At 69.3% G+C, this 26,185-nt stretch carries 20 protein-coding genes and 5 pseudogenes; 9 read left to right on the forward strand and 16 right to left on the reverse strand.

The window, feature by feature from the left end; genetic code table 11:
- Both GT042_RS35705 and GT042_RS35710 read right to left on the reverse strand, forming a co-directional pair.
- Positions 1-375, reverse strand: a pseudogene (locus GT042_RS35705) (hypothetical protein); the annotation flags it as partial.
- Positions 372-1,277, reverse strand: coding sequence for an aminoglycoside phosphotransferase family protein (locus tag GT042_RS35710; RefSeq protein WP_161312827.1), 906 nt, complete (start codon positions 1,275-1,277; stop codon positions 372-374). The gene GT042_RS35710 and the pseudogene GT042_RS35705, both read right to left, overlap by 4 nt.
- A 710-nt stretch (positions 1,278-1,987) precedes the next feature.
- Between GT042_RS35710 and GT042_RS35715 the strand changes: the two genes are divergently transcribed.
- Positions 1,988-3,685: a discoidin domain-containing protein gene (locus GT042_RS35715; protein WP_161312828.1), complete on the forward strand. Its 1,698-nt coding sequence runs from the start codon at positions 1,988-1,990 to the stop codon at positions 3,683-3,685.
- Between the two features lie 33 nt (positions 3,686-3,718).
- Here GT042_RS35715 and GT042_RS35720 read toward each other — a convergent pair whose 3' ends face one another.
- Positions 3,719-4,108 carry a hypothetical protein gene (locus tag GT042_RS35720; RefSeq protein WP_237531531.1) on the reverse strand — a complete coding sequence of 130 codons (390 nt, stop codon included), beginning with the start codon at positions 4,106-4,108 and terminating at the stop codon, positions 3,719-3,721.
- Between the two features lie 125 nt (positions 4,109-4,233).
- On the opposite strand from GT042_RS35720, the gene GT042_RS35725 reads away from it, so the two are divergent.
- A complete protein-coding gene (locus tag GT042_RS35725) occupies positions 4,234-5,091 on the forward strand; it encodes a GNAT family N-acetyltransferase (protein ID WP_161312829.1) in 858 nt (285 codons plus the stop codon).
- 33 nt (positions 5,092-5,124) lie between these two features.
- Here GT042_RS35725 and GT042_RS35730 read toward each other — a convergent pair whose 3' ends face one another.
- Both GT042_RS35730 and GT042_RS38495 read right to left on the reverse strand, forming a co-directional pair.
- Positions 5,125-5,760, reverse strand: coding sequence for a pyridoxal 5'-phosphate synthase (locus tag GT042_RS35730; protein ID WP_345944045.1), 636 nt, complete (start codon positions 5,758-5,760; stop codon positions 5,125-5,127).
- A gap of 111 nt (positions 5,761-5,871) precedes the next feature.
- A pseudogene (locus GT042_RS38495) lies at positions 5,872-6,534 on the reverse strand (O-methyltransferase); the annotation flags it as partial.
- A gap of 112 nt (positions 6,535-6,646) precedes the next feature.
- Here GT042_RS38495 and GT042_RS35735 point away from each other — a divergent pair.
- Both GT042_RS35735 and GT042_RS39710 read left to right on the forward strand, forming a co-directional pair.
- Entirely contained in the window at positions 6,647-6,949 is a 303-nt protein-coding gene (locus tag GT042_RS35735; RefSeq protein ID WP_161312855.1) for a MazG nucleotide pyrophosphohydrolase domain-containing protein, read from the forward strand.
- A 516-nt stretch (positions 6,950-7,465) separates the two neighbouring features.
- A pseudogene (locus GT042_RS39710) lies at positions 7,466-7,657 on the forward strand (phosphatidylserine decarboxylase); the annotation flags it as partial.
- 141 nt (positions 7,658-7,798) lie between these two features.
- Here the strand turns inward: GT042_RS39710 and GT042_RS35745 are convergent.
- A pseudogene (locus GT042_RS35745) lies at positions 7,799-8,332 on the reverse strand (phosphatidylserine decarboxylase); the annotation flags it as partial.
- A gap of 44 nt (positions 8,333-8,376) precedes the next feature.
- Between GT042_RS35745 and GT042_RS35750 the strand changes: the two are divergent.
- Positions 8,377-9,738: a S10 family peptidase gene (locus GT042_RS35750; protein WP_237531533.1), complete on the forward strand. Its 1,362-nt coding sequence runs from the start codon at positions 8,377-8,379 to the stop codon at positions 9,736-9,738.
- An 88-nt stretch (positions 9,739-9,826) separates the two neighbouring features.
- Here the strand turns inward: GT042_RS35750 and GT042_RS35755 are convergent, their stop codons facing one another.
- Positions 9,827-10,222 (reverse strand): TOBE domain-containing protein, encoded by a 396-nt coding sequence (locus tag GT042_RS35755; RefSeq protein WP_161312832.1) that lies wholly within the window; start codon positions 10,220-10,222, stop codon positions 9,827-9,829.
- A gap of 166 nt (positions 10,223-10,388) precedes the next feature.
- Between GT042_RS35755 and GT042_RS35760 the strand changes: the two genes are divergently transcribed.
- Entirely contained in the window at positions 10,389-11,576 is a 1,188-nt protein-coding gene (locus GT042_RS35760; RefSeq protein ID WP_161312833.1) for a DUF371 domain-containing protein, read from the forward strand.
- Between the two features lie 5 nt (positions 11,577-11,581).
- Here the strand turns inward: GT042_RS35760 and kamB are convergent, their stop codons facing one another.
- On the reverse strand, positions 11,582-12,283 hold the full coding sequence (gene kamB / locus GT042_RS35765; RefSeq protein ID WP_161312834.1) for a 16S rRNA (adenine(1408)-N(1))-methyltransferase KamB: 702 nt from the start codon (positions 12,281-12,283) through the stop codon (positions 11,582-11,584).
- 265 nt (positions 12,284-12,548) lie between these two features.
- Between kamB and GT042_RS35770 the strand changes: the two genes are divergently transcribed.
- Positions 12,549-13,334 (forward strand): SAM-dependent methyltransferase, encoded by a 786-nt coding sequence (locus tag GT042_RS35770; RefSeq protein ID WP_161312835.1) that lies wholly within the window; start codon positions 12,549-12,551, stop codon positions 13,332-13,334.
- A 297-nt stretch (positions 13,335-13,631) separates the two neighbouring features.
- A complete protein-coding gene (locus GT042_RS35775) occupies positions 13,632-14,936 on the forward strand; it encodes a cytochrome P450 (protein WP_161312836.1) in 1,305 nt (434 codons plus the stop codon).
- A gap of 37 nt (positions 14,937-14,973) precedes the next feature.
- Here GT042_RS35775 and GT042_RS35780 read toward each other — a convergent pair whose 3' ends face one another.
- Together GT042_RS35780 and GT042_RS35785 are read right to left on the reverse strand one after the other, a co-directional pair.
- Positions 14,974-15,753: an SDR family oxidoreductase gene (locus GT042_RS35780; RefSeq protein WP_161312837.1), complete on the reverse strand. Its 780-nt coding sequence runs from the start codon at positions 15,751-15,753 to the stop codon at positions 14,974-14,976.
- A gap of 88 nt (positions 15,754-15,841) precedes the next feature.
- On the reverse strand, positions 15,842-16,672 hold the full coding sequence (locus GT042_RS35785; protein ID WP_161312838.1) for a tautomerase family protein: 831 nt from the start codon (positions 16,670-16,672) through the stop codon (positions 15,842-15,844).
- A 116-nt stretch (positions 16,673-16,788) separates the two neighbouring features.
- On the opposite strand from GT042_RS35785, the gene GT042_RS35790 reads away from it, so the two are divergent.
- The gene (locus GT042_RS35790) at positions 16,789-17,385 is read left to right on the forward strand and encodes a TetR/AcrR family transcriptional regulator (RefSeq protein WP_161312839.1); all 597 of its coding nucleotides are present in this window, start codon (positions 16,789-16,791) and stop codon (positions 17,383-17,385) included.
- A gap of 181 nt (positions 17,386-17,566) precedes the next feature.
- Here GT042_RS35790 and GT042_RS35795 read toward each other — a convergent pair whose 3' ends face one another.
- From GT042_RS35795 to GT042_RS35820, 6 genes and pseudogenes are all read right to left on the reverse strand, one after another.
- Positions 17,567-19,309, reverse strand: a complete 1,743-nt coding sequence (locus GT042_RS35795) for a hypothetical protein (RefSeq protein ID WP_161312840.1) — start codon at positions 19,307-19,309, stop codon at positions 17,567-17,569.
- Positions 19,310-19,687: 378 nt separating this feature from the next.
- On the reverse strand, positions 19,688-20,698 hold the full coding sequence (locus tag GT042_RS35800) for a 4-hydroxy-3-methylbut-2-enyl diphosphate reductase (RefSeq protein WP_161312841.1): 1,011 nt from the start codon (positions 20,696-20,698) through the stop codon (positions 19,688-19,690).
- On the reverse strand, positions 20,695-21,816 hold the full coding sequence (locus GT042_RS35805) for a polyprenyl synthetase family protein (protein ID WP_161312842.1): 1,122 nt from the start codon (positions 21,814-21,816) through the stop codon (positions 20,695-20,697). The genes GT042_RS35800 and GT042_RS35805 overlap by 4 nt, the downstream gene beginning before the upstream one ends.
- Positions 21,813-22,964, reverse strand: coding sequence for a flavodoxin-dependent (E)-4-hydroxy-3-methylbut-2-enyl-diphosphate synthase (gene ispG, locus GT042_RS35810; RefSeq protein WP_161312843.1), 1,152 nt, complete (start codon positions 22,962-22,964; stop codon positions 21,813-21,815). Before ispG ends, GT042_RS35805 begins: the two co-directional genes overlap by 4 nt.
- Positions 22,961-24,802: a 1-deoxy-D-xylulose-5-phosphate synthase gene (locus GT042_RS35815; protein WP_237531532.1), complete on the reverse strand. Its 1,842-nt coding sequence runs from the start codon at positions 24,800-24,802 to the stop codon at positions 22,961-22,963. The genes ispG and GT042_RS35815 overlap by 4 nt, the downstream gene beginning before the upstream one ends.
- A 546-nt stretch (positions 24,803-25,348) precedes the next feature.
- Positions 25,349-26,171, reverse strand: a pseudogene (locus GT042_RS35820) (SDR family oxidoreductase); the annotation flags it as partial.
- Between the last annotated feature and the right edge of the window lie 14 nt (positions 26,172-26,185).

Consider the following 26,185-nt stretch of genomic DNA (forward strand, 5'->3'; position numbering starts at 1 on the left):
CGGCCGGCTGGTGACGCGCGGGCGCGGGGGCGTGAGGCGCCGGCGTGCGCGGATCAGTCGGCAGAGGACCGGACTTCCCCGGTCCAGGACGCTGACCGGGACGATCTCGTCGACGATGAAGCCCGCCTCGACCAGGAGGTCCTCCCACAACTCCTGGGTGAGACCGCCGGTCCGTACGGTCAGTTCCAGCCGCCCGCCCGGCGGGATCTCGGCGGCCAGGCGGGGGAGGAGCCGCCCGGGGTCGACGGGGTCGAGCGGCCCGCCGACCGTCTCGACCACACGCGTCCCGCCCACACCCGTCCCGCCCACCGGTGTCTCGACCACGCCTGTCTCGACCACACGCGTCCCGCCCGCGAATACTTCCTGATCACTCATACGAAGAGCCCCCGCTCCAGCCGCTCCAGCGTGCGCGTGCCCCGCTCGGTCACCTCGTCGTCGCCGTGCGCCGGCCCGTACGCCAGTCCGCTCACCGCGTCGAGCGCGGCCAGACAGGTCAGCGCCTGGCGTTCGGCGTCGGTGAGGGCGCGCCCGTACCCGTGGAAGAACGCGTCCCGCAGGTCGGGGCGGTCCTGCCAGGGCCCGCAGGCCAGCCGTACGAAGTCCTGTACGGCGGGCGCGTACCGGGACCGCTCGAAGTCGATCACGGCCAGCCGTCCCGCCTCCCGGCCCGCCCCCGTCCACAGGGCGTTCCGCTCCTGCGCGTCGCCGTGGATATGGGCCGGTACGAGCCGGTCCGTCAGCTGGAGGAGATGCTCGGCCGCGCGCCGTACGAGCGCCCGCCGGTGGTCGGTCAGCAGGGCCCCGGCCCGTACGAGATGCCTCTCGACCCCCGTGGTCGCCGCGTGCTCCACCGCCTCCTCCGCCGCCCTGCGGCCCGCGCCCGGCATCCTGTCGCTGCCGTGCAGCCGCCGCAGGAGGGCCCCGAACTGCCGGTGTGCCGACCGGTGCGCGGTGACGGTGAGGGTGAGCAGGGAGAGCGGGGTGCCCGGTACGGCGGTCAGGAGCAGCGCCAGATTGCGGGCGTCGCTGGCCACGAGCCGGGGGGCTCCGCCGAAGCCGAGCGCGGGCACGGCCGACTGGTACCCGAACGTCTCGCGCTCGTAGAACTTCGGGGTCGGCGACTGTTTGACGAAGAAGCGCCGGCCCTGGGCGTCGGCGATGTCCCACACCCGCGAGTCCGCGCGGGGGTGCGACGCGTCGTGTACGGCTCCGAGGGGGCCGACGGAGCGTTCCGCCCACGCGCGCAGGGGCGGCGGAAGTGTCTTGGTGTGGCTCACGCACCCCTCCTCGGTGACGGTCGTGATGCCAGGGCCGCCAGGGTCGCGCGGCGGGCGAGGACGTCAACCCGGTGTGGCTCGGCGAGGGGCGCCGTACCGCCGTACTCGAACGCGGGATGTCCGGCGACAGGGCAGGCGGGAGCGGGGACAGGTCGCATGATTCCTCCGGGAGGGCGCGGGGTGATGAGTCGGCGCTCGGACAACGGCCCTGATCAAGGGGCTGTAACGGGGGACGCCGGGGGAATCATAGAACAAATGTTCGAGCGGGGTCGGGGACCCGTGCGGCGTGGGCGTGGCCGGCTGTGATGGTGCGTTCGAACCACCCGTGAGGTGGGTGGGCACTCTATCGGGGGATTGCGCGACGGGGTCCGCCCGACGGTACGGACCCGGCCACGGTCCCGGGGGCCGTGGAACAGATTGGCCGGATCGTGCGCGTGGGGAGTGGGCGGGTGTCGTGTGCGGGGCGTGGGTGATCCGTCGGCGGCGCGCGCCCGCGCCGGGCCGTACCCTCTCCTTTACCCCCTCATTTCGTTGAATTTTCCCGGTGAATGATCAGGAGTTTGTGCGCGTCAGTACAGAATTTGCACGCACTCATCTTGTCCGTGCGTTGTCATGTCCATATGTTGTCGGCGAGCGGGGGCCCGCCGGGACGCGGGCCGCCGCTCGTCTCCCCCCGACCGGTACGCAGAGCCGACAGCGAGGAATCCCCCATGGCCATCTCCAGACGCTCCGTCATCGTGTCCGCACTCGCCGGGACCGCCACCGCCGGCTTCGGCGGACTGCCGGGCACGCTCACGCAGGCCGCCGCCGCCCCTGCGGCCTCCCCGCCGGGAGACGTGGTCGGCAAGGTGACGGTGGGCTACCAGGGCTGGTTCGCCTGCATCGGCGACGGGGCGCCCATCAACAGCTGGTGGCACTACAGCCGGAACGCGGGCCAGCCGCCGTCGCCCAGCAACACCACCCTCGTGTCGTGGCCCGACATGCGGGAGTACACGCGGAGTTACGCGACCGCGTACCCGAACCTCGGCAACGGCCAGCGCGCCACGCTGTTCTCGTCCTGGGACCAGCAGACGGTCGACACCCACTTCCGGTGGATGCGGGAGAACGGCTGCGACACGGCGGCACTCCAGCGCTTCAACCCGTTCGGCGCCGAGGGCCCGACGCGGGACGGAATGGCCCAGAAGGTACGGCAGTCGGCGGAGGCGTACGGGCGGAAGTTCTACATCATGTACGACGTCACCGACTGGACGAACATGCAGTCGGAGATCAAGCAGGACTGGACGAACAAGATGAAGGCGTACACCGCGTCGAGCGCGTACGCCGTGCAGAACGGCAAGCCCGTCGTCTGCATCTGGGGCTTCGGATTCAACGACCCGGGGCGGCCGTTCACACCCGCGCCCTGCAAGGACGTCGTCGACTGGTTCAAGGCACAGGGGTGTTACGTGATCGGCGGCGTGCCGACGCACTGGCGCAACGGCATCAACGACTCACGCCCCGGCTTCCTCGACGTGTACCACTCGTTCGACATGATCTCGCCGTGGATGGTCGGGCGGATCACCAACGTCAGCCAGGCCGACCAGTTCTACCGGGACCTCAACACCCCCGACCAGGCCGACTGCGACGCCCATGGCATCGACTACCAGCCCTGCGTCATCCCCGGCGACCTCCAGTCGGGGCACCGCGCGCACGGTGAGCTGATGTGGCGTCAGTTCTACAACCTCTGCCGGGTGGGCGTGCAGGGCTTCTACATCTCGATGTTCGACGAGTTCAACGAGGGCAACCAGATCGCGAAGACCACGGAGACGAGCGCCGAGGTACCGGCCGGGTCGGGGATCCGGGCGCTGAACGAGGACGGCACGGCCTGCTCCGCCGACTACTACCTGCGGCTCACCGCCGACGGCGGGCGGATGCTGAAGGGGCAGCTGGCGCTGACGGCGGTACGGCCCACCGTGCCGTTCCCCGGGGGCGGCGGGCCGACGCAGCCGACGGGCGACCTGGCGCTGAACAGGCCGGCCTCGGCCAGCAGCGTCACGCAGAACTACGGCGCGGGCAACGCCGTCGACGGGAACAGTTCGAGCTACTGGGAGAGCGCCAACAACGCCTTCCCGCAGTGGATCCAGGTCGACCTGGGAGCGGCGTCGGCCGTCAAGCGGGTGGTGCTCTCGCTGCCGCCGAACCCGGCGTGGGGGAGCCGTACGCAGACCGTGGCGGTGCTGGGGTCCACCAACGGCTCGGATTTCACCACCCTTTCGGCGGCGGCGGGCCGTACCTTCGACCCGGCCTCCGGCAACAGCGCGACGGTGACACTCGCGACGGCCGCCAACGCCCGTTACGTACGGCTCCAGTTCACCGCGAACACGGGGTGGCCGGCCGGACAGCTGTCGGGCTTCAGCGTGTACGGGTCGTAGCCCGCCGGGCGACAGGTGCCTTGGTGCCGGGGCCTATGAAGGGGGGTTCTGAGGGGCCCCTTCGCAGGCGCGGAACATCCGCAACAGCTCCTGGGAGGGCGGGCTGTCCGCGTCGAAGCCGGTGAGGCGCTGCCGCTCGGCGGGGACGGCGGGCCCCCGCATCATGAGGTTGTGGCACTGGAAACAGAAGGCGATCTCGAAGAGCGGGCCGTCCGTGCCGTGCGCCCTGATCCCCCAACCGGGGAAGAAACAGCGGTGCATGTCCTGGTCCGGCAGGTCGGCGATCAGCGCCAGGGCCTGCCGGACCTCGTCCGTCGCCCAGACGTCCAGGCTGTCGCCGACCACCCCGCCGGCCAGCATCTCGCCGGTGAGGCGGACGACTTCGATCAACTCGGTGCGTTCGTGTCCCGGGGGCAGCAACATGTCTTCAGGATCCCCCAGGAGCCTTCACGAGGCCGGGGATTTCCCCGGGACACCCGTTCTGAGGATTTCCCCGGACACCCCGGCGCCTGCTGTACTTCGGGACGAAATGTACCTGGAGGTGCGGAGTGGGACGGTTCGAGATCGCGGGCGCGAGCGCCGACGACATCAGGGCGCTCGGCGAGTGGGCGGCCGACGAGGGATGGAATCCGGGGGACTCCGACGGGCAGGCGTTCTTCCCCACGGACCCGGACGGATTTCTCTTCGGGCGCCTGGACGGTGAGCCGGTGGCCTCGATCTCCGCCGTGCGCTACGGGACGGACTTCGGCTTCGTCGGGTTCTACATCGCCCGGCCGTCCGTACGGGGTCAGGGGTACGGGATCCAGGTGTGGCGGGCGGGCATGGCGCGCCTGGCCGGGCGGAACGTCGGGCTCGACGGGGTGATCGACCAGCAGGACAACTACCGCGCCTCCGGCTTCCGTCGGGCCTGGAACAACGTCCGGTACGAAGGGGTGCCGTCGAGCGGGGGCAGCGGGGGTGGGCGGGGGGACGGGATCACGCTGCGGGACGCCCGTACCGTACCGTTCGGGCAACTCGCCGCGTACGACCGGCGGTTCTTCCCCGCCCCCCGGCCCGGCTTCCTCGCTTCCTGGGTGGGTCTGCCCGGCCGGACCGCGCTGGTCGCGATCCGGGACGGCGAACTCCACGGCTTCGCCGTCCTGCGCGCCTCCCGTGGTGCCTCCCGCGTCGGGCCGCTCTACGCGTCGTCGCAGGAGGTCGCCGCCGCGCTGGTGGGCGGGTTGGCGGCGACCTCCCCGGGCGCGCCGGTGGCGATCGACGTTCCCGACATCAACGCGCCGTCCGTCGCGTTGATGGAACGGCTCGGGCTGAACCCGTCGTTCGAGGCGGCGCGGATGTACACCGGGCCCGACCCGGACGTGGATCTGGCCGGACTCTTCGCCGTCACGAGTCTTGAACTCGGCTGAGGGGGCGTCGGTCGGCTGAGGGCGGGCCTCACCTCACGGCCACAGCAGTTGCTTCACCCAGCCCTCTCCTTCTCCCTCTACCTCTCCACCTCGGGTGTACTGGAGACGGGTGTGGTTGCGCTGCCGGTCGCCCTGCCAGAACTCGACCTCTTCGGCGCGCAGGGAGTAGAGCGTCCACTCCGGCGCCACCAGTCCCGGCTCCCGCTCCACGCGTTCCAGGGACGCCCCGGTCGCCGCGTCGCGGGCCGCGAGACTGGTCAACGGGCCGCTCTGGAGGCCGAGCAGCGCTTCCGCCCGGGCTTCGGGGGAGCGGGCGAGGAAGTCGGCGGCGCTCCGCTCGGGTGGTTCGGCGACCACCGGGCCCCGTACCCGTACCTGCCGGGCCAGTTCGGGCCAGTAGAAGGTGAGCGCGGCCCGGCCGTGGGCGGCCAGGTCGCGGCCCTTGGGGCTGGCGGCGTGCACGGCGAACTGCCAGCCGTCCGCGTCCACGTTCTTGAGGATCAACACCCGTGCCGCCGGGTTCCCTTCCGGATCGACGGTCGAGAGTGTCATCGCGTGCGGTTCGCGTACACCCGCGTCCACCGCCTCGAAGAGCCAGTCCACGAAGAGCTGTTCGGGAGCCGAGGGGGCCGTGTGGGGCTGGAAGGAGGGGAGTTCACCGGCGAACACGTCGAGTCCGCGCAAGGTCTCGCGCAGGGTGCCGGTCCTGGGGGTGGCGGGGGCGTCGCGGCCGTCACGGGCCTCCGGGGCCGAGGGGGCGTCCGCCGAGGGGCCGCCCGCCGTGACGAGGGCCAGGGCGAACCCGTCGTACCCCTTGCTGCCCACCGTCTGGAGCGCGGTCGCGCTCAACCGGGGCTCGGCGGCGAGGAGTTCGGTGAAACGCCGTACCCCCCGCACCCGGGGGTCGGTGCTCTCCGGGTCGATCACCTCACCGGCGCGCACGACGTTGTCCGTGATGATGACGCTGCCGGGCCGGGAGAGCGCCAGGGCCCAGGTCAGGTACTCCGGGTTGCTGGGCTTGTCGGCGTCGATGAAGACCAGGTCGAACGGCCCGTGTCCGGCCTCCGCCAGCCGGGGCAGCGTCTCCAGCGCGGGGCCGGTGATCACCTCGACCGTACCGGCCAGTCCCGCGCGGGCGAGGTTGGCGCGGGCCACGTCGGCGTGGGCCGGGTCGGCCTCCAGTGTGATCAGCCGCCCGCCGGGGGGCAGCGCGCGGGCGAGCCAGATCGTGCTGTACCCACCGAGGGTGCCGATCTCCAGGATCGTCCGCGCCCCGTGCATCCGGGCCAGCAGATGCAGCAACTTCCCTTGTACGGGCGCGACATGGATGGCCGGCAGCCCGGCGGCCGTACTGTCCGCGAGTGCCGCGTCGAGGACGGGGTCGCTCCCCACCAGACGATCGCCGAAGTAGCGATCCACGTCGGTCCACAACTCCTGGTCCATGGTGCTCCTCTTCTCCGCCGCCGGGACGGTTCTGCCCGCGCCGCGAACGTTATTAAGTTCCGAGGCGAAACATACTCGCCGGACGGCCCGGCGCGCCGGATTTCATCCGGCCCTGCTTCCTTCCCCCGCCGCCCTGGTCCGTGAGTTCCACCGGGCCTTCGGCCTCGACGCCCGTGCGACTCCGACCGAGGTGCCCCGGCGACTTGCCGCGCACCGGCAGGAGTTGCTGGACGAGGAGGTCGGCGAAGTGGCGGAGGCGTCCCGTGAGGGGGCGTTGGACCATCTCGCGCACGAGCTGGCGGACGTCGTCTATGTCGCGTACGGCACCGCGCTGGTCCACGGCATCGATCTGTTCCGCCTGTTCCGCCTTATGGGTGGTTGTTCGGGTCCAACGGAGTATTCGGGTGTGCGTTGATGTGTGAATGGGGAGCGGCAGGCAAGGGTGCGGTCGCACCTGCTGGTTCCCGCGCACGGAAGGACGTACAGAATGAATCAGGGCGAGACGTGGTGTGATGATCACCTCAAGAAGTTCCTGAAAGATGTCCATAGTTGGTACCACGAGAACACCAACAACTTCCGGGACGATTTCGACAAGGCGATCAAAAACGTGCAGGACTGTCCGCCCGACCTGACGGGTGAACAGAAGGAAAGGGTCTGGAAAAGCTGGCAGAACGCGACGATCAACACCTTGACCGACTTCTTGACGGAATGGTGTCGGTGGGGCTGGACACAGGGCGTGCACGACGGCCTGGCGTACATCGAGAAGTTCAGCTGGATCAACTACAACAACAAAGCCGGCACGGACTTCATGGTCTCGGGCCAGGGCGCGGTGATGCTGGCCGAGTTCACCAGGTTACAAGGCGAGCAGATGGACGACGAGCGGTCGGTGAACCTCGTCCGGCAGTGGATCGAAGAGCTCGGCCCGAAGACGATGGCGGCCTTCAAGAAGGGCGACTGGTCGACGTACAACAAGTTCTTCATCAGGGAATTGAAACCGGGTGTCCGGCCGATCGCCGACCCGCTCGACCCCGGTGTGGTGGTCGCTCCGACCGACTGTGTCATCAACATGATCGTCGACGAGCTGACCGACGGGGCGCTGATCCCGGTCAAAACAGTCGCCATGAATGTCAGCCAGCTGCTGCACGGCTCGACGTACGCCACGCGCTTCACCCGAAGCCGATGCGCTGCGTGTTCGCGACATTGGCCGGGATCCCGTACACGGGTGTGCGAGGCATGGTTCTCCTTTTCGCGTCCGAGGCCGGCGTCAGAGGGCCGGTGTGCGGGACGACTGGGCGCGGTACGAGCGGCCGAAGTACTTCTCGGAGCGCTCCGGCCCTTCCAGCAGACCGATGCGCTGCCCCATGAGAAGTTGCAGCGCGGGAAAGCGGCCCTTCTCGAACAGCAGGATGTTCATCGACCCGCCGTACTGGAAGCAGCCGATCTCCTCGCCCTTGTCCACCGCGACCGGCCTGTCGTCCGTGACATTCCTGAACTTGTCGAGGAACTTCACCGACCCGATCGAGTTGAGCCCCACGGCCACCAGGGCGACGTACCCCTCACCGTCCGGCTCTCCCAGGTGATTCACGTACGGGGTCTTGAAGATGACGTACCCGCGACGGAAATCGGTGAACGCGTTGTAGTCGTACCCATAGCCGACGTTCCCGTTGTTCACCAGGTCGGGGAAGTTCTGCATCCCGTAGTAGACCCCGGGGAGGTCGTCGTGGGCCTCCACCACCTCGCCGCCCACCGGAGCGTGGTACCGGTGATAGGTGTCGGGCATCAGAATGCAGGACACAGCCGTCCCGCCCCCCTGATTTCCGTCCTTGTCCCTACCCCAAACCCCTGAAGCCGGACGAGGGGGAGGACGGCACTCCGAAGACGGTCCGCTCCTACGCCGGCCATGTGGACGTCAACGGCCCTGACGCGGCGAAGAGCCACCTTTTCTACTGGTTCTTCGAAAGCCAGACTTGCGACCCCCACCTCGATCCCGGCGAGCAGAAGCGGCTGATCGAAGAGACGCCCCTGCTGATCTGGCTCAACGGCGGCCCCGGCGCTTCCTCGTCGGCGGGACTCTTTCTGGAGAACGGCCCCCTGCGCATCGCCGACGACGCGGCCGGGACCATTTCCGTGAGCCCCGACAGCTGGAACCAGGAAGCGCACGTCCTCTACTGGGACCAGCCCATCGGCACGGGGTACAGCTACTGCGAAAAGCCGGAAACGTACGTCCAGGATGAAGACGTCCTCAGCACGATGTTCCGCGAGGGCCTGCAAGCGTTCTACGCGACGTACCCGGAATACAAGCCCTGCCCCCTGTACGTCTGCGGGGAGAGCTACGCGGGAAAGTACGTGCCGGCGATCGCTCTGGAGATTTCCGAGCACCCGGACATCAAACTCAAAGGCATCGCCGTGGGCAACGGGTGGATCAAGCCCGAACTGTCGGTCAGGGTATTGATCGACTATGCCTACGCGTCCGGATACCTCGGCAGGGGGCAGAAGGAGCACCTGGACACGTACTACACGAACTTCACGAACGTCCTTGAGGAAGGAGAGAGGACGAAGGAGCCCAAGACGCTGGAGCACGCCACCGATCTCGGCAATGCCCTGGTGGACGCGGTCCTCGCCTACGGGGGCAACTTCGACGTCTACGACGTACGGCGCTGGGACGACCTGTCCGCGGGAGCGTTGAGGCCTTACATGGACAGCGAGGGCGTCAGGGAAGCCCTGAATGTCCGTGATTCGGGCGTGCTCTGGCAGTTCGCGGACAACTCCGGCCCGGTGGCCACGGCCCTCAAGGCCGACAACATGACGGACGCCTCGAAGAAGTACGGCGACCTCATGGAAAAGGGCTACAAGGTCCTGCTCTACACGGGGAACTTCGACACCGCCTGTGGATACCAGAGCACCGAGGAGATCCTGGACGCGCTCGTCACTCCGCACGACACGTGGCACGCGTCCCCCCGGCTGATCTGGAAGCAGGCGCAGGGCAACCCGAAAGGGTTCGTCCGTAGTCTCAGGACGGAAAAGACGGGCCATTCCCCGGGGAAGAGCGTGACACAGGTGGCGATCCCCGACTCCGGACACGAAGTGCCGGCCTACCAGCCGCAGGTCGCGCGGGAAATGCTCTACAACTGGCTCTTCGACCGTCCCTTCGTCGGGCAGGACCCGCAGAGCACGGTCGAGGAAATCCTCAAAAAGGCGCAATAAACAGGCCGTGGCCGACCTGAGGGCCTTCCGGGTCTTCTGGGTTGTCCGGGCTGTTCCGCGATCCTCGGTGGTGATCGCGGGACAGCCCTCACGGCAGGTCGACGTGCACGTTGGTCGACTTCACGCGGGCCGTGACGGTCACCCCGACCTCGATCCCCAGCTCCTCGACGGCCTCCCGGGTCACCAGCGACACCAGCCGGTGCGGCCCCGACTGGACCTCCACCTGGGCCACCACGTCGTCCAGCACCACCCCGGTCACGATCCCGGCGAAGGAATTGCGCACCGACGTGGACACCTCGTCCGCCACGGGATGCAGCCCCACGGCCCGGTCCTTCGCGAAACCGGCGAGGCTGACCCCGTCGATCACGCGGTTCCCCGAACCGTCCCGCTCCATGCGCAGCTGACCCCCGTCGGCCCAGCGGCGGACGGTCTCCGAACTCACGCCGAGCAGTCCCGCTGCCTGGCCAATGCTGTACGACGGCACGCACGCACTCTATGCCGCGCGGAATTCGCCACTCGATCGACCTGCTGCGATGATCGCCCCTGTACCGGGTGTCCCCAGGGGCAACAGGTGTCCCCCGGGGACGACAGGTGTCCCCCGACGACGACAGGTGTCCCCCAGGGCACAAGACAGGGAAAGCGGGTGCGTGATGTCGGCCGAGCTGATGCGGTTGCGGTGCCACGGTCACCGGGACATCCGCGCCACCCACACCAAGACCCTCGAATTCACCACCAGCTCCGAGATCACCGGCCGCGCGACCTGCGTGATCGGCGTCGGCGCCACGCTCGACGGGCCCGCCCCCTCGCGGCTGGCCGGCCCGCTGCGCATCACTCTGAGCGTCGGTGACCACACCTTCACCGTCCGGGCGCTGGCCCATTCCGCCTGGCGGCCCGGTTCGGGCGCGGTGGTACGGCTCAGCTCCGAGCGCCTGCCGAACACCCTGGCCACCGACGCCGACCACGCCTCCTCCGACCTGCCCCGCGACCTGCTGCACGCGCTCACCGACCCGGACGCCGAGATCACGGTCGTCGTCGAGCGGGACACCGAGGCCGCCGAGGCCCGGCTCGTCCTCTACCGCGCGGGTGACGAGCGGGACGACCGCCTCGCGGCGGAGATCGCGGCGGCGGACACGGTGATCGCGGAGGACGCCGGGGCCGGCCGGGTCATCACCGTACTGGGGGCGGACGCGGATCCCTGGGACGCGGTCCTCCCGGCGATCGCGGAGGGCGGCCGGGTCCTGGCCGTGTCGACCGAGGACACCCGGAGCGCCCCGGTCGGCAAACTGCTCGCGGCCCCGGACCGGCCGGCGGTGGAAGTCATCGGGCTCCCGGCGGAGTTGGCGGTCGCCGCGCTGTCCCCGTACCCCGTCCCCGTCCTTCTCGCCCCCCACGAGCGCAGGCGGCAGATCGGCAGGCTACTCGGCGCGCACCGACTGTCGCGGGTGGTGTTCAGGGCCCCGGCCGCCGAACTGCCGAAGATCCTGGACGAGGCGGGGCGGACGCTGGGCGTCCGTACCGTGGCCGTGACCGCCGCGACCTCCGCCGCGGCGGAACGCCCCTGGTGGGGGCCGGTGACGGAAGCCGCGGCCCAGGTCACCGGCGGTGGCGACGTGCTGTGCTGCGTGGACCCGGCGGAGGAGGTCCCCGAGGGGGCGGCGGACTCCGACGTCGACCTCTCCGCCCTGGTCAGAGCGCTGGCGGCGCAGTCGGTCTCCTCGAAGACGCTGGCACTGGCGCTGGCGTCGCTGCCGACGTGGTCGAGGAAGCGGGCGTACGAGTTCGTGCTGGAGGCGGCGAAGGCGCAGGCGCGGCAGCCGAAGGACGACACCTCCCGCTGAGCGGTTCAGGCACCGGGAGCCGGCGCCGGCGGTTCCGCCCCGTCCTCGCTCGACGGGTTGATGATCCCGGTCAGGGCGAGGACGTCGAGCTGTGCCCGGGTCGAGTTCAGCCGGCGGGTCCACGACGTGGCGAGCGAGGCGATCTCCTCGGCGTCCAGGTACTTCGCCTCGTCCAGCCGCCACCCGGCCGCCGCGAGGAGGGGGCCGAGGCCCTTGACCGCCGACTCGGGGGTCGGTTCCGGATGCTCGCCCACTTCCGGTACGGGCGGGCGCCACGCGTGCAGGTTCAGCGTGGTCAGGAAGCGCGCGTCCGGCTCGCAGACCGCCGCCAGCCCCCGCAGCATCGAGGGATCGGAGCCGAGCATGCCGCGCAGCAGACTGCCCCAGGGCATCAGCATGTGCAGTTCGGTGACGCCCCGCAGCCCGGCCGGCAGCTGCTCGGCGGGCGCCCAGAGGTAGAGCAGATTGGCCAGCCCGCCCTTGGCGGGGTTCGCCGCCGCCTTGGCCGCGGTCTTACGGAGGTTGTCCTTGGCGGCGTCCAGCCCGATGACCAGCTGGTCGGGGCGCTGCCGGGCCAGATGGAACGGGTGCTTCCCGTCGCCCGTACCGACGTCCAGGACCACACCGTCGTAACGGCCGAGAAGCTCGCCGTAGGCGGCTTCGTCGATCTCCAGGATGCGCTTCCCCAGCACGCGACGCATGGCCATGAACGAACGCTCCAGTGGTACTGGGGCGTCGGTCCTGGTCAAGCCCCCGGGGCGTCCGAGTGTAGCGGGACGGAAAAGGAAGCAGGCGGGAGAGAAAGGAGGTCGGCGAGCGTTCCCGTACGAGAGGGGTCTACGCGCATGGGGCCTGCCCGCAGCCGCTCCGGCACCGCGACTACCATCGCACCGGGTACAGGTACACGTCACCTTCTCCACGATCTCCACGATCAATGTGTTGTCCACGATCACGTCCGCATAGGAGCGCCTCATGACGGCGAGTACGCCCAAGCCTCAGGTCGACACCAGCAAGCCGCACCCGGCGCGTGTCTACGACTTCCTCCTCGGCGGCAAGGACAACTACCAGGTCGACCAGGAGGTGGGCGAGAAGCTCCCCCCGGAGGCGAAGGCCGCCGCCCGGCAGAACCGCGCGTTCATGCAGCGGGCCTCCGCCTGGCTGGCGCGCAGTGGCGTCGACCAGTTCCTGGACATCGGCACGGGCATCCCGACCGAGCCGAACCTCCACCAGATCGTCCAGCAGATCAATCCCAAGGCCCGGATCGTCTACACGGACAACGACCCCATCGTCCTGCGGCACGCCGAGGCGCTGCTCATCAGCTCGCCGGAGGGCGTCACCGACTACATCCAGGCGGACGTACGTGAGCCCGAGGTCATCCTCGAACACGCCCGTACGCTCCTGGACTTCAGCCGGCCCATCGCCCTGTCGCTGATCGCGCTCCTGCACTTCATCCCCGAGGACCAGGACCCGTACGGCATCACGGACACGCTCGTCAGCGCCCTGCCCGCCGGCAGCTACCTGGTGCTGTCGCACGCCGCGTCCGACCTCTTCCCCGAGCTGTCGTCGCGGGTGACGGCGGAGTACGCGAAGGGCGGCATCACCCTGGGATTCCGTACCCGCGACGGCGTGACGCGCTTCTTCGACGGCCTCGACCTGGTCGACCCGGGCGTGGTGACGGCGACCAAGTGGTTCAAGGACACCCCGGCCCCCGAGGACGAGGACTGCGGCCTGTACGCGGGAGTGGCCCGTATCGGCTGAATCGCGCGGGCGGGGCTTCGGCTTCGCGTGACCGCTTCGGCTTCGCGTCACCGCGCCGGCTTCGCGCCGCCGCTGGCGCGAAGTGCGCCGTTGTCAGGGCGAGCGCCGGAGCGTAGAAGAGAACAGCTAGAAGAGAACAGAGGGATTCGGCTCTGCCGGGGCCGGCGGTCCGGGGAGTGCCGCGCGCACCAGCGCGTACACAACTGTGTGCGTGCGCACCACCGCGTACACAACCGTGTGCACAACCGACGGTCGTGCCGTGCGCCCCGGCAGCACGGCGGCACGGAGGAGCAGGGTATGACCGCGCTGTCCGATCCCGGGTGTCCCGTACTGGACCCCACCGCCCGTGCCGCCCACGCGGACGCGGCCGTACTGCGTGCCAAGGGCCCGGCGACGCCGGTGGAACTGCCGGGAGGGGTACGCGCCTGGTCCGTCACCCGGCACAGTGTCATCCAGAGGCTGACGACGGATCCGCGCGTCTCCCGTGATCCGTACCGGCACTGGCCGGGTCTCGCCGAGGTGCCCGAAGGATGGCCCCTGGCGGTCTCGGCCCTCATGCGGAACTTCCTGAACGCCTACGGCGAGGAGCACCGCGGGTTACGTCGCCGGGTGGCCCCGTCGTTCTCACCCCGGCGGGTGGAGGCGATGCGCCCGCGGATCCAGACGACCGCGGACCGCCTGGTCGACGCGATCCACGCGCTGCCGCCCGGCCGGAGCACCGACATCCGGCGCGCGCTCGCCCTTCCGCTGACCATGACGGTCATCTGCGATCTGTTCGGTGTCCCCGACGCCCTCAGGGAGGATCTCGGCGCCTCCATCGACGCGCTGATGGACACCACGGCGACCGCCGAACAGGGCCGGGCACGGCTGGCCGAACTCAACGCTCGGCTCGCGGAGTTGCTGGAGCACAAGAAAGCACACCCCGGTTCCGACTTCACCAACGATCTTCTTACGCCGTCCGCGTCACCATCAGCGACAGCGTCCGCATCTGCGGACGAGGGCGGGGAGCCGCCGCTGACCGACAGAGAACTCCTCGACCATCTCTTCCTCATGCTCGCCGCGGGGTACGAGACGGCCGTCAACCTCATCACCAGCGCCGTGCACGCCCTCCTGGCCGCGCCCGAACACCTCCGTCGGCTCCGCGCGGGCGACGTCGGCTGGGAAGACGTCATCGAGGAGACGCTGCGGCACAACGGCCCGATCATGCATCACCCGATGCGTTACGCCATCGAGGACATCGATCTCGGCGAAGGGGTGGTCATCCGCCGGGGCGAGCCCGTCATCATCGCCTTCGCGGCTGCCGGGCGGGACCCCGAGCTGCATCCCGACAGCCCTGAGGTGTTCGACCCCGCGCGGGCGGGCAAGGAGCACCTGGCCTTCGGCCACGGCCCCCACTTCTGCCTGGGGGCACATCTGGCCCGGATGGAGACCCATGTGGCTCTGACCACGCTGTTCGAGCGCCTTCCTCTCCTGGCGCTCGCCCATCCCGACCAGCTTCCGTCCCCCGTTCCGTCGCTCTCCCTCAACGGGCCGGCCCAGCTGCACGTCGTCCCGCACCCGGTCGGTCCGCCGCACCCGGTCGGTCCGCCGCACTCGGGCTGATCCGGCCGCCGACTGGTTCGGGTGCCAGGCGATCCGGCTACCAGTCCAGCGAGATCGGTACGAAGGGGGCGTCCTCGGGGGCGGCTTTGCGGGCCTCCAGGGCGACCTTGGCGGGCTCACCGATCGGGAGGCGCAGCGGGGGATCCGGCTGTTCGAGCGTGTCCGCGAGCGCGACGGCCACCTCCTCGGGGGTGATGGGTTCGAAGATCGACGTCCCGCGCAGCGGGGCGAACTGCTTGAACAGCGGGGTGTACGGGTCGTTGTCCGTGAAATACGACTTCGCGCGCTCGGGGCCGCCGGAGGAGACGCTGCTCGGCTGGAGGATGGTCACCTTGATCCCGAAGTGCCCCGCCTCGACGGCGATGGTCTCGGCGAACGCCTCCATGGCCCACTTGCTGGCGGCGTACGGGCCGATGATCGGTACGACGAGCCGGCCCTGGATGCTGGAGACGAAGATGAGCCGCCCCGAGCCTCGTTCGCGCATCGCGGGCAGCACGCCCTGGGCGACCCGCAGGGGGCCGAAGGTGTTGAGCTGGAAGAGTTCTTCGACCTTGGAGAGAGGCACGCTCTCCAGGGGCGCGCGGATGGTGTCGCCGGCGTTGCTGACCAGTACGTCGATCTCTCCGGCGTCGCGGACGGCTTCGTCCACACTCTTCTGATCGGTGACGTCGAGGCGCAGGCGCTGGTCGACGGGGAGGTCGTCCAGGTCTTCGGGCCGGCGGGCGGTGGCGACGACGCGGTGGCCGCGAGCGGCGAGCTCGACGGCGATGGCCCGGCCGATGCCCTTGGAGGCGCCGGTGATGAGGACGGAGGTCATGTCGGTCTCCTGACGGGGTGGGTGGTGGCGGCGGTCGCGTACCGGCCGACCGCTTTTGTTTCGCGTCGGGGAACAGGAAGAGACGTGCTCAGCCCGCGGTTTTCAGACCGTTGGCGGTGTCGGCGTATATCTGCGCCGACACGAAGTTACCGTCGGTGATGTCGAATACCCACGCGTTCTCGATGGTCATCGACTGCTGTGTCGTCCGCCCCTCGGCGGTGACGGAGATTTCGGCGACCAGATGATCGTCCGCCTCGATGACCCGCCTGAGGCCGGTGGTGAACGACGCGTAATATTCGTTCCCCTCTTCAACAATCCGCTTGAAGTAGTTGTCGAACTCCTCGGCTCCCTTGAATTCCCCGCCGTACGGCATCGAGACGGGCATTTTCAGCAGGAAGTTGTCGCGCAGCATCGACACGATCGGGCGGCGGTTGTTGTCCCGGAACAAGTGGGTGACCGCCTCCACCAGCTCCGCCCTGGTGTACGCGTCGCGGGCTCCCGGCACCGTGGCCGCCCGGTCGAGTGCTTCCCGCGCGGCCGTCTCGGTGGCCGGCACGCCACCGGCGAAGGAGAAATTGATGGGCGGGGTCACGAGCATCTTGACGAACACGTCCGCCGGATTCACCCCGGGGGCCTCCGCCAGATTACGGACCAGGGCACGGTAGAAGACCTGCTTCGCGTTGTCGCCGCGATCCAGGCCGTCGGTGATGGTGACAACCATGAAGTCGTCGGAACGGGGTCCGCCGCGGAAGTCCCGGCTGAAGACCAGTTCTCCGGGCGCGAGTTGGTGGATGACCTGGAATCGGTCCTCGGGAAACATTCCGAGCCCCTCGACGAGTGCCTCGTGCACGCCGTCGGACACGGCTGTCAGGTAGTCGGGGGACTTCCCCCGGAGCAGGTCGATGTTCACAAATGGCATGACGATCCCTTCCGGTGCCGGATCGGCGCGATGCCGGTCTGCGGTCCACCGCCTCTGAATCCATACTATGTCGCTCGGTATAGATAGCAAGTCGGGAGTTCGGATAGACTGGGGGCATGGGTAGGAAGTCAGACAGCAGGCAGCGGATGGTCGAGGCCGCGCGGCAGCTCATCCGCGAGCGGGGCTACCACGGCACGGCACTGTCCGATGTGGTGGAGCGGAGCGCGGCGCCCCGGGGATCGGTCTACTACCACTTCCCCGAGGGCAAGGGGCAGATGGCGGCCGAGGCGGCCGCCAGCCACGCCCAGGACCAGGTGGAGATCATCAACCGGGCGGCGGCCTCGTCGTCATCGGCCGAGGACCTCGTACGTACCTACTTCGACCTGGCCCGTGAAGGCATGGTGAGCAGCGGCTACCAGCGCGGCTGCGCCATCGCGCCGCTGGTCATCGAGGCGAGCGAGGAGTCCGAGGGACTCCAGGACGCCACGCGCCGCTCGTTCTCCGCCATGGTCGACGGCATGGCCTTCCAGCTGATCGTCCACGGTGTGGGAAACGCCGACGCGCGCGAGCTGGCGCACGCCGTGGTGGCGGGGGTGGAAGGCGCCATGGTCACCTCCCGCGCCCTGCGCAGCCCGCAGCCGTTCGACGCGGTAGGCGTGATCCTGGCCGACCGCGCGCGAAGCCTGAGCGCCGGCGTCCGGACGGTGTCGTAGGCGCACCCGCGCCGCCCTGCCCTCCTGGGGTGCGCGGCGGTCACTCCGTACCCCTGCCAATATACTGGGCGACATAACTTCATCGCCTTTGACCGTCGAACGCTGCTCAACGGGTTTCTCCGGCCGGCCGGACCGGCTCGGTCCTGCGGCGTCGGCAGTGCAGCCAGTTCTGATCCGGGTCTTACGCGGGGCCTGTGCGAGTTGTGTCCAGCAGGATCCGGCTGATGCCGTCGGACATGCGACTGAAGGGGTTGAGGCCGCTCAACTCGACAGCACTGGTCGCCACGCCGCTGAAGGCTCGCCTGACGGCCAAGCCCTCGGTCGGGGGGAGCTCATAGGTGGCGAAAAGAGCCTGGGTGGTGTCCATGGCCAACCGCTCGTCAGCCCGTTCCGCCGGGTGGGGCGTACCGTCATCGCCATCCACCACGCAGAGCAGCCAGATTCGTTCGACGAGTTCCCGCAACGTACGGGAGTGTCGGCGCAATGGCGCGTGGTCTGCCACCGCAGCCGCGAGAACACCGTCGAAGACATCACCCCACCGCTTCGCGAGCGTGGGCAGGGACCGGTGGGGAGCGTTGTCGCAGTCGACCAGGAGCGACGTGATGACGGTTTCGCACCGGTCGCGGTCACACGCAGCCGTGTCGGCCGGAAGGCTGCGCCGTGCCGCGCGCCGGGCGAGGTGGTCTGCCCACCTCCCGGGCATGCGGTGTGCTGCTTCGACCGGCTTCCACAGCGGTTCCCAGGCGTCCGAGTGCAGGAGGTTTCCTGGCTCCAGCGTGGTGGAGGCCACGGCTTTCAGCCGTGCTCCTGGTGGCCGCGGCGCATATGCCTGCTTGATCGCCCCGCCCGCAGCCGACAGGCCTTGCAGTTGCTTCCGCAGCTGGTAGCGAGTGGTGAGCAGGTAGAACAGGCAGTCACCCATGGCGAGTTCGGCTGCCTCCTCGTGTCCGCCCGCACCGCAATCGCATCGGAGAACATCATCGGTGACTCGTGCGAGAGCGTCCGCGTAGCCGTACGCGGCATGCCCTCCGCTGGACGCCAGCGCGAGGAGAATCTCGTTGAAGGACTCTCCGTTGGCGCAGTCCGGCACGATGTCGACGATGTCGTTGTAGCGGATGGCGCAGTCGAGGGCGCGCTTGATCGCCCCACAGCGGTCGGCCACCGTGAAGGTGCCCAGTTCGTCGGTGACGTGCCGGTAGCCGGGTGCGCTCATGGGCAGGCGATGGTAGGGGACCATGGCGGCGTCCCACCAGCGTGCCCGCAGGTACTCCTGGGGTGTCACCGGTCCGCCCGCAGCGTCGACGAATCCGCTCGGGTCCGTGATACGACTGATCGCTGTCGTCGTGATGTCCCGGGCCTTGAGGACGGCGTCCACGAGCACCGTGTCCCGCAGGGCCTGGGTGACGGATTCCCCTCCGAGGCAGGCAAGTCCCTCACTGGCCGCTGTCGCGTATGCGGCGTGGCCGCCGCCTCCGGCGTCGTCCCGGGCGTCGACGTAGTCGACGGCCATCATCAGGCAGGACGTTGAACCGCACAGGTCGAGCGTCTGGCCGTCCGCGCGGATGAAGGCGGCGGCGAACCACAGCAGGATGAAGTCGCGCAGGGCCATCGGCGCGGCGTGGAGGGGACTTTCGGCATGGCGTACGCAGTATTCGTCCAGGATCCTGGTCACTTCGCCGCCTTTCCTGGGGACTGCTTCCATCAGGGCTGCCAGGCTGTCCTTCCGCGCTGTCCACAGCCCGGCCTGGATCTGTGCGGCGGTGACCTGAGCCGTCGCCAGAAGCGGGCTGTCCAACACGCTCTGGAGGACCTCGGGGGCGAAGGCCGCGCTCAGGACCTGGCGGGCCGCACGGTCCCCTGCCTCGTAGCTCGGTACCTCCGCTGACCGGTAGGGCTCGTAGACCGGCTCTTGGACCATGTACATGGGGAGTTCGTCGGCGCACCGCGTCCGGGGCGTCCCATCCGGCGCACGGCGCACGGCCGCTTCCACCTGAGTGAGGCGCTCGGAACATCCACGACCAGCTGTGAGTCCGCAGGCGACGGCGTCCCACACATCCGTGATGCGCTCCCCCTGGGCCCGCAGGTGGCGTACGTGCTCAGGGCCGGGGACCGTCACCGACCGTGATCCTGAAGGCATGCTGTACTTCCTTGCTCGATGATGGCTGGATGATCCGGCCTCAGGGCATTGAGCCTTGTGTCCTCAGCGGCCGCGGACGCGGGAGGCCGCGAGCGCTCTCCGCTGGGCAGATGGCCGGATACGGGGGTGTTTCACGGCGCTTGGCTCGGTGGCGCCGGTGGTACGTCAAGGGTTGTCCACCGGTTGCGTGCGCAGGTTGCGGCGGAGTTCCTTGGGCGGCGAGAAGGTGATGGACTCGTCGGCGGTCCTGACCGTCTCCACGTCCGTGTAGCCGCGCTCGGCGAGCCACTTGAGGACGCTGTCGACGAGCACGTCGGGGACCGACGCGCCGGAGGTCAGGCCGACCGTGGTGACGTTCTGAAGCCAGGCTTCGTCAATCTCGTCGGCGAAGTCCACCAGGTAGGCGCTGTCCGCGCCGGCGCCGAGGGCGGCCTCGACCATGCGCTGGGAGTTCGAGGAGTTGCGGGAGCCGACGACGATGACCAACTGGGCTTCTTCAGCGAGCTTCTTGACGGCGATCTGGCGGTTCTGCGTGGCGTAGCAGATGTCGTCGCTGGGCGGCGAGAGCAGGTTGGGGAACCTGGTCTTCAGCGCGTCGACCGTCTCCATCGTCTCGTCCACGGAGAGGGTGGTCTGGGAGAGCCAGACGACCTTCGACTCGTCACGGACCTCGACGTTGGCGACGTCCGTGGGGCCGTCCACCAGCGTGATGCGGTCCGGGGCCTCACCGGAGGTTCCGATGACTTCCTCATGGCCCTCGTGGCCGATCAGGAGGATGTCGTAGTCCTCGTTCGCGTACCGGACCGCTTCCTTGTGGACCTTGGTCACCAGTGGGCAGGTCGCGTCGATGGTGCTGAGCTTCCGCTCGGCTGCCTCCGCGTGCACGGCCGGGGCCACGCCGTGCGCCGAGAACACGACAATGGAGCCCTCGGGGACCTCCTCCGTCTGCTCGACGAAGATCGCGCCCTTACGTTCCAGGGTCTGCACGACGTACTTGTTGTGGACGATCTCGTGGCGGACATAGATCGGGGCCCCGTACAGCTCCAGTGCCTTCTCGACGGCGGCCACGGCACGGTCCACCCCGGCGCACCAGCCTCGCGGTGACGCGAGCAGTACCCGCTTCGTGGCCCGGGTGGGACGGGCCGGGTGGGCCTGGGGCGGGGTCGCGGTGTTCATGTGGTCCTCCATACGGCCTGGTGGGCAATGTGTTGGAGGCTGGTGCGGGTATCGGCGGGGACAGAGGCTGCGGCCAGCGCGGACGACGCGCGCGCGTACCGTTCGCGGATCATCTCCTCGACCGTGTCCGGGGCCCCGGAGGCGGTGATGATGCGCCGTGCGACGTGTGCTTGGTCTTCGGTCAGGGTGGGGCATCCCACGAGCAGGCGTAGCTGATCGGCCTGGGCGCGGGAGGCATGGTGCAGGGTGAGTGCGATCAGGCAGGTGTGCTTGCCCTCGCGCAGGTCGTCCAGGGCCGGTTTCCCGGTCTCGTCCGGATGGCCGAAGACCCCGAGGAGATCGTCGCGCAGCTGGAAGGCTTCTCCCAGGGGCACGGCGAACGCGCTGAGTTGGGCGAGGAGGGTGTCGGGGGCGCCGGCGAGGGCGGCGCCGATGTGCAGGGGGCGTTCGACGGTGTACTTGGCGGTCTTGTAGCGGATGATGCGCAGGGCGCGACCGACGTCGGGGGTGGGGTGGCTGGTGGCGGTCAGGTCGAGGTACTGGCCGTACAGCACCTCGTTGCGCATGGTGTCGATCAGGGGGAGTACTTGGGTACGTTGTTGCGCGTCCAGGGCTGTCTCGGGGGCGTGCAGGAGTTCGTCGGACCAGATCAGGGCGAGGTCGCCCATGAGGATGGCGGCCGCGGTGCCGATGTCGGTGGCCGCCTGCGGGGTGCGGTCCCTGCTGTGGTGGGCAGCCAGGGCACGGTGCATGGCAGGCCGGCCGCGGCGGGTCGCGGAGTGGTCCATCACATCGTCATGGACCAGGCAGAAGGCGTGGAACATCTCCAGTGCGGCTCCGACCCGTGCCGCCTGATGCAGACTGCCTGTGCCCCCCGCGGCGTGCCACCCCAGCACGCAGAGCAGCGGGCGGATGCGCTTGCCGCCTGCGTTGAGGAAATCCCCGACGTACGCGGCGAGTTCCTCAGGGAGGGCGCCGGTCCTGGCTGCGGTGATCTTGCCGTCGACGAAGTCGTCCAGGATCTGCGAGACGCGTTGGCGCACCTCGCCCTTCCGGAACGCGGCCGAGGCGTGGGAGGAGTACGCGGGGGCGGTGTGGATACCGCTGGAAGCGGTCATGGCTGATCACCTGCCTCGTCGTCGCAGGCGGCGGTGAGAGCGAGAGCTTCGTCCATCAATGCCTCGACGATCTTCGATTCCGGTACGGTGCGCAGGACGCGGCCCTGTCGGTAGATCTGGCCTTTGCCATTGCCGCAGGAGACGCCGAGGTCGGCCTCGCGGGATTCGCCGGGTCCGTTGACGACGCAGCCCATGACGGCAATGCGCAAGGGGTGGGGGAAGCCGTCGAAGGCGGCCTCGACCCGGCCGGCGAGTTTGTGGATGTCGACCTGGAGGCGGCCGCAGCCGGGGCAGGAGACGATTTCGAGTTTGCGGGGGCGCAGGCCGAGGGCGGCGAGGATGTGGCAGCCGGCCTTGACCTGCTGCACCGGGTCGTCGGAGAGGGAGACGCGGATGGTGTCTCCGATGCCCTCGCAGAGGAGGACGCCGAAGGCGACGGCGGACTTGATGGCTCCTTGGAAGGCGGGTCCGGCTTCGGTGACTCCGAGGTGAAGGGGGTAGTCGCATTGTGCGGCGAGGAGCCGGTTCGCGGTGATCATCGTCATGGGGTCGTGGTGCTTGACCGCGATCTTCAAGTCCCTGAAGCCGTGTTCCTCGAACAGGGAGCACTCCCACAGTGCGGACTCCACGAGGGCTTCGGGGGTGGCGGAGCCGTGTTTGGCGAGGAGACGTGGGTCGAGGGAGCCGGCATTGACGCCGATGCGGATGGGCACCGCGGCCGCCGTGGCGGCTTGGGCGATCTCGCCCACCCTGTCGTCGAACTTCTTGATGTTGCCGGGGTTGACGCGGACGGCGGCGCAGCCGGCGTCTATGGATTGGAAGACGTAGCGGGGCTGGAAGTGAATGTCGGCGATCACCGGGATCGGGGACTTGGCCACGATGGCGGGCAGGACGTCGGCGTCGTCCTGGGAGGGGACGGCGACGCGGACGATGTCGCAGCCGGCGGCGGTGATTTCGGCGATCTGCCGCAGCGTGGCGTCGACGTCGGCGGTCAAGGTCGTGGTCATGGTCTGCACGGAGATCGGGGCGCCGCCGCCCACGGGCACCGTGCCGACGTTCAGTTGTCGGGTCGAGCGGCGGCGCGCCGGAATCTGCGTGGCCTGGGACGCGGGGGACGGGGTGGGCGGGCCTAGGTCGATGGCGGTCATCGAGTGCTCCTGGGAGTGGGTGCCGGCGCGTGCTCTGTCGGGTCCGGGCGCAGGTGGGCCAGGGCCGCGGTGGAGAGGCCGGTGCCGTCGAGTCCTGCCCTGCTGAGCAGGTGGGTGCGGGGTGCGTGGGGGATGAAGGCGGTCGGCAGACCGCAACTGATCACCGGGGCGGCCACGGCCGTGTCGGTACATGCCTGGGCCAGGGCGGTGCCGAAGCCTCCGGTGCGCAGTCCGTCCTCGACCGTGACGGTCACACGGTGGCGGGCCGCCAGGGCGGGCAGAGCGGGGTTGACGGGCAGCACCCAGCCCGGATCGGCGACCGTGACCCCCAGCCCCTGTTCCTCGAGCAGCACGGCGGCGTCCATGGCGGCCGCGGCGAGCGGGCCGGTGGGGACGAGCAGCACATCCAGGGGGCCGCGGTGGGTGCGGTGCAGGATGTCCAGACCGTCCATGCGGGTGAGCGCCTCGATGTCGGAGCCCACGGTGGCTTTGGGCAGCCGCAGCACAGTGGGCCCGCCCTGGGCGGTGGTGGCCTCGCGCAGCAGTTCACGCAGCCGCGTGGCGTCTCGGGGTGCGGCGATGCGCAGGCCGGGGATCGTGGAGAGAACGGCGAGATCCCACATACCGTGATGACTCGGCCCGTCAGGGCCGGTGATACCGGCCCGGTCCAGAACGAACGTGACTGGCAGCTGGTGCAGGGCCACGTCCATGAGGACCTGGTCGAAGGCCCGGTTCAGGAAGGTGGCGTAGATCGCGACGACGGGGTGGTAGCCGCCCATCGCCAGCCCGGCCGCGCTGGTGACGGCGTGCTGCTCGGCGATTCCGACCTCGAACACCCGCTCCGGGAAAGCCTGTTGCATGGGGAGCAGGCCGGTCGGGCTCAGCATGGAGGCGGTGATTGCCACCACCTCGGGGTGCACAGTGGCGATCTGGCAGAGTTCCTGGCCGAAGACACTGGTCCACGAGGAAGCCTTGGCCGTGCGGGCGGGGACGGGGCGACCGGTGGCGGGGTCGACCTCGCCCACCGCGTGCAGGCAGTCCGCCTCGTCCGTCTCGGCGGGCCGGTAGCCCTTGCCCTTGACCGTCATCACATGCACGACCACCGGCCGCGACAGGGCTCGGGCCTGACGTAACACCTGCTCGATCTCACCGGTGTCGTGTCCGTCGACGGGCCCGAGGTAGGCGAAGCCGAGATCGGTGAACAGATTGCGGCACGCTTCCGCGCCGCCGCCGAATTTCAGCACGTTCAGGTGCTCGGCGAGGGCTCCGGCGGTAGGGGCGTAGGAGCGGCCGTTGTCGTTGAGGACGATGACGACGGGCCGGTCCTTCGCGGCGCCGAGGTTGTTCAGCGCTTCCCACGCCAGGCCGCCGGTCATCGCGCCGTCGCCGATGACCGCCACCACCGCACGGTCACTCTCACCGGCGAGTTGGCGGGCCTTGGCCAGACCGTCCGCGTACGACAGCGCGGTGGAAGCATGCGAGTTCTCCACCAGATCGTGCACCGACTCCGAACGTGAGAGATACCCCGTCAGCCCTCCGGCCCGCCGCAGCGAGTCGAACGCGTCACGGCGCCCGGTCAGCAGTTTGTGCACATACGCCTGATGACCGATGTCGAACACCAGCGCATCCCGCGGAGACTCGAACACCCGGTGCAGAGCGAGCGTCAGCTCCACCATCCCCAGATTCGGACCCAGATGCCCGCCCGACGCACATACCTTCTCGACCAGGAACTCCCTGATCTCCCCCGCCAGCTCCGGCAATTGCTCAGCAGGCAGGGACCGCAGCGCTCCTCCCGCTTCGGCCGTCGTTCCCAGCAGAAGACTGGTTCGCATCGTCATGAGAGGTGCACACATCCTCAAGAGGTAGGGGAAGAGACAGCCCGGGAGACCGGTGATCTACCGGATTCGGACGGAGTGTGGCTCTGAAGGCAGCTGGACCGGAGCCAGCCGCGGAGACCGGCAACGACACGACGTTGCCCACCTCCAGTGAGGCAGACCCGGCGCCGCGACGGAACCCAGCAGAGAAGGCCCGTCCGTGCACGCGTTGAACGCTTATGCAGACGTGGTGGCGGTGTTGTGCAGGCAGGCCATGACGCGGGGTACGTTGCCGGTGCGGACCTGGGAGCGGTCCTCGTCGAGGGTGACGGGCGACGAGCGCGGCGTGACGCAGCTCCTGGGAGAGGCCGAAGCGGCTGCGGGTCGTCCGCCCGTCGCCGACCGCCTCGTCCTCCCCTCATCGGTAGCCAGCTCGCCCCTGGCGTCCGGCACGAGGCGAAAGCCGGGCGTGTTCGGAGGTGGTGAGCAGCACGGACAGCCCGAGACGGCTTTCGAGGAGCATCAGGCCGCCGAGCTGCCGGAATGCGCCTGGGCCCGACACCGTACGCCTCAGGGCAGTGGGGTGCCGCCGGTGGCGTTGAGGATCTCCGCCGTGATGTAGGTCGCCTGGGGGGAGGTCAGGAAGACGTAGGCCGGGGCCAGCTCCGCGGGTTGGGCCGGCCTGCCGAGGGGGACTGTTTCCCGACCGACGTGGTGTCGGGCATCGTCGCGGGGATCAGCGAGGTCCAGACCGGTCCCGGGGCCACCGCGTTGACCCGGATGCCGTCCTCGGCCAGCATCCGCGCCGGCCCCTGGGTGAACGTGACGATGGCACCCTTGGTCATGGCGTAGTCGAGGAGGTGCGGGCTGGGCTGGTACGCCTGGACCGAGGCCGAGTTGATGATGCAGCCGCCCCGGCGCATGTGGGGAAGCGACATCTTGGCGAGCCAGAACATCCCGTACGGTTGGTGTGCACGACGCGGTCGAACTGCTCCGTGGTGATGGCGCTGATGCCGTCGGGCTGGGACATCTGGTAGGCCGCGTTGTTCACCAGGATGTCGATCCTGCCCAGTGCCGCCACCGCGCGGTCGACGAGGTCCTGGCACTGCGCCTCGTCACGGATGTCGCAGGCCACGGCGACGGCCTTGCGCCCCGCTTCCTCGATCAGCCGCGTGGTCTCCGCGGCCTCCTGCCGTTCTTCCGGGAGATGGGCGAAGACGACGTCGGCGCCCTCGCGCGCGTAGGCCAGGGCCACGGCGCGGCCGATCCCGGAGTCACCACCGGTGATCAGCGCCTTGTGGCCGGCCAGTACGTCGTGTCCCCGGTACGAATCCTCACCGTGGTCGGGCGGCGGATCCATCTCGGCGGTCTGTCCCGGTGTCTCCTGCTCCTGCGATTCGTGAGCCG

This window comes from Streptomyces sp. SID3212, from assembly GCF_009865405.1.
Taxonomy (GTDB): domain Bacteria; phylum Actinomycetota; class Actinomycetes; order Streptomycetales; family Streptomycetaceae; genus Streptomyces.

What these genes read in the sequence shown, in the direction of transcription:
- GT042_RS35715 (WP_161312828.1), top strand. Translation starts at nt 1,988, where the DNA reads ATGGCCATCTCCAGACGCTCCGTCATCGTGTCCGCACTCGCCGGGACC.
- GT042_RS35720 (WP_237531531.1), bottom strand. Translation starts at nt 4,108, where the DNA reads ATGTTGCTGCCCCCGGGACACGAACGCACCGAGTTGATCGAAGTCGTC.
- GT042_RS35760 (WP_161312833.1), top strand. Translation starts at nt 10,389, where the DNA reads ATGTCGGCCGAGCTGATGCGGTTGCGGTGCCACGGTCACCGGGACATC.
- kamB (WP_161312834.1), bottom strand. Translation starts at nt 12,283, where the DNA reads ATGGCCATGCGTCGCGTGCTGGGGAAGCGCATCCTGGAGATCGACGAA.
- GT042_RS35770 (WP_161312835.1), top strand. Translation starts at nt 12,549, where the DNA reads ATGACGGCGAGTACGCCCAAGCCTCAGGTCGACACCAGCAAGCCGCAC.
- GT042_RS35775 (WP_161312836.1), top strand. Translation starts at nt 13,632, where the DNA reads ATGACCGCGCTGTCCGATCCCGGGTGTCCCGTACTGGACCCCACCGCC.
- GT042_RS35780 (WP_161312837.1), bottom strand. Translation starts at nt 15,753, where the DNA reads ATGACCTCCGTCCTCATCACCGGCGCCTCCAAGGGCATCGGCCGGGCC.
- GT042_RS35785 (WP_161312838.1), bottom strand. Translation starts at nt 16,672, where the DNA reads ATGCCATTTGTGAACATCGACCTGCTCCGGGGGAAGTCCCCCGACTAC.
- GT042_RS35790 (WP_161312839.1), top strand. Translation starts at nt 16,789, where the DNA reads ATGGGTAGGAAGTCAGACAGCAGGCAGCGGATGGTCGAGGCCGCGCGG.
- GT042_RS35795 (WP_161312840.1), bottom strand. Translation starts at nt 19,309, where the DNA reads ATGTACATGGTCCAAGAGCCGGTCTACGAGCCCTACCGGTCAGCGGAG.
- GT042_RS35800 (WP_161312841.1), bottom strand. Translation starts at nt 20,698, where the DNA reads ATGAACACCGCGACCCCGCCCCAGGCCCACCCGGCCCGTCCCACCCGG.
- GT042_RS35805 (WP_161312842.1), bottom strand. Translation starts at nt 21,816, where the DNA reads ATGACCGCTTCCAGCGGTATCCACACCGCCCCCGCGTACTCCTCCCAC.
- ispG (WP_161312843.1), bottom strand. Translation starts at nt 22,964, where the DNA reads ATGACCGCCATCGACCTAGGCCCGCCCACCCCGTCCCCCGCGTCCCAG.
- GT042_RS35815 (WP_237531532.1), bottom strand. Translation starts at nt 24,802, where the DNA reads ATGACGATGCGAACCAGTCTTCTGCTGGGAACGACGGCCGAAGCGGGA.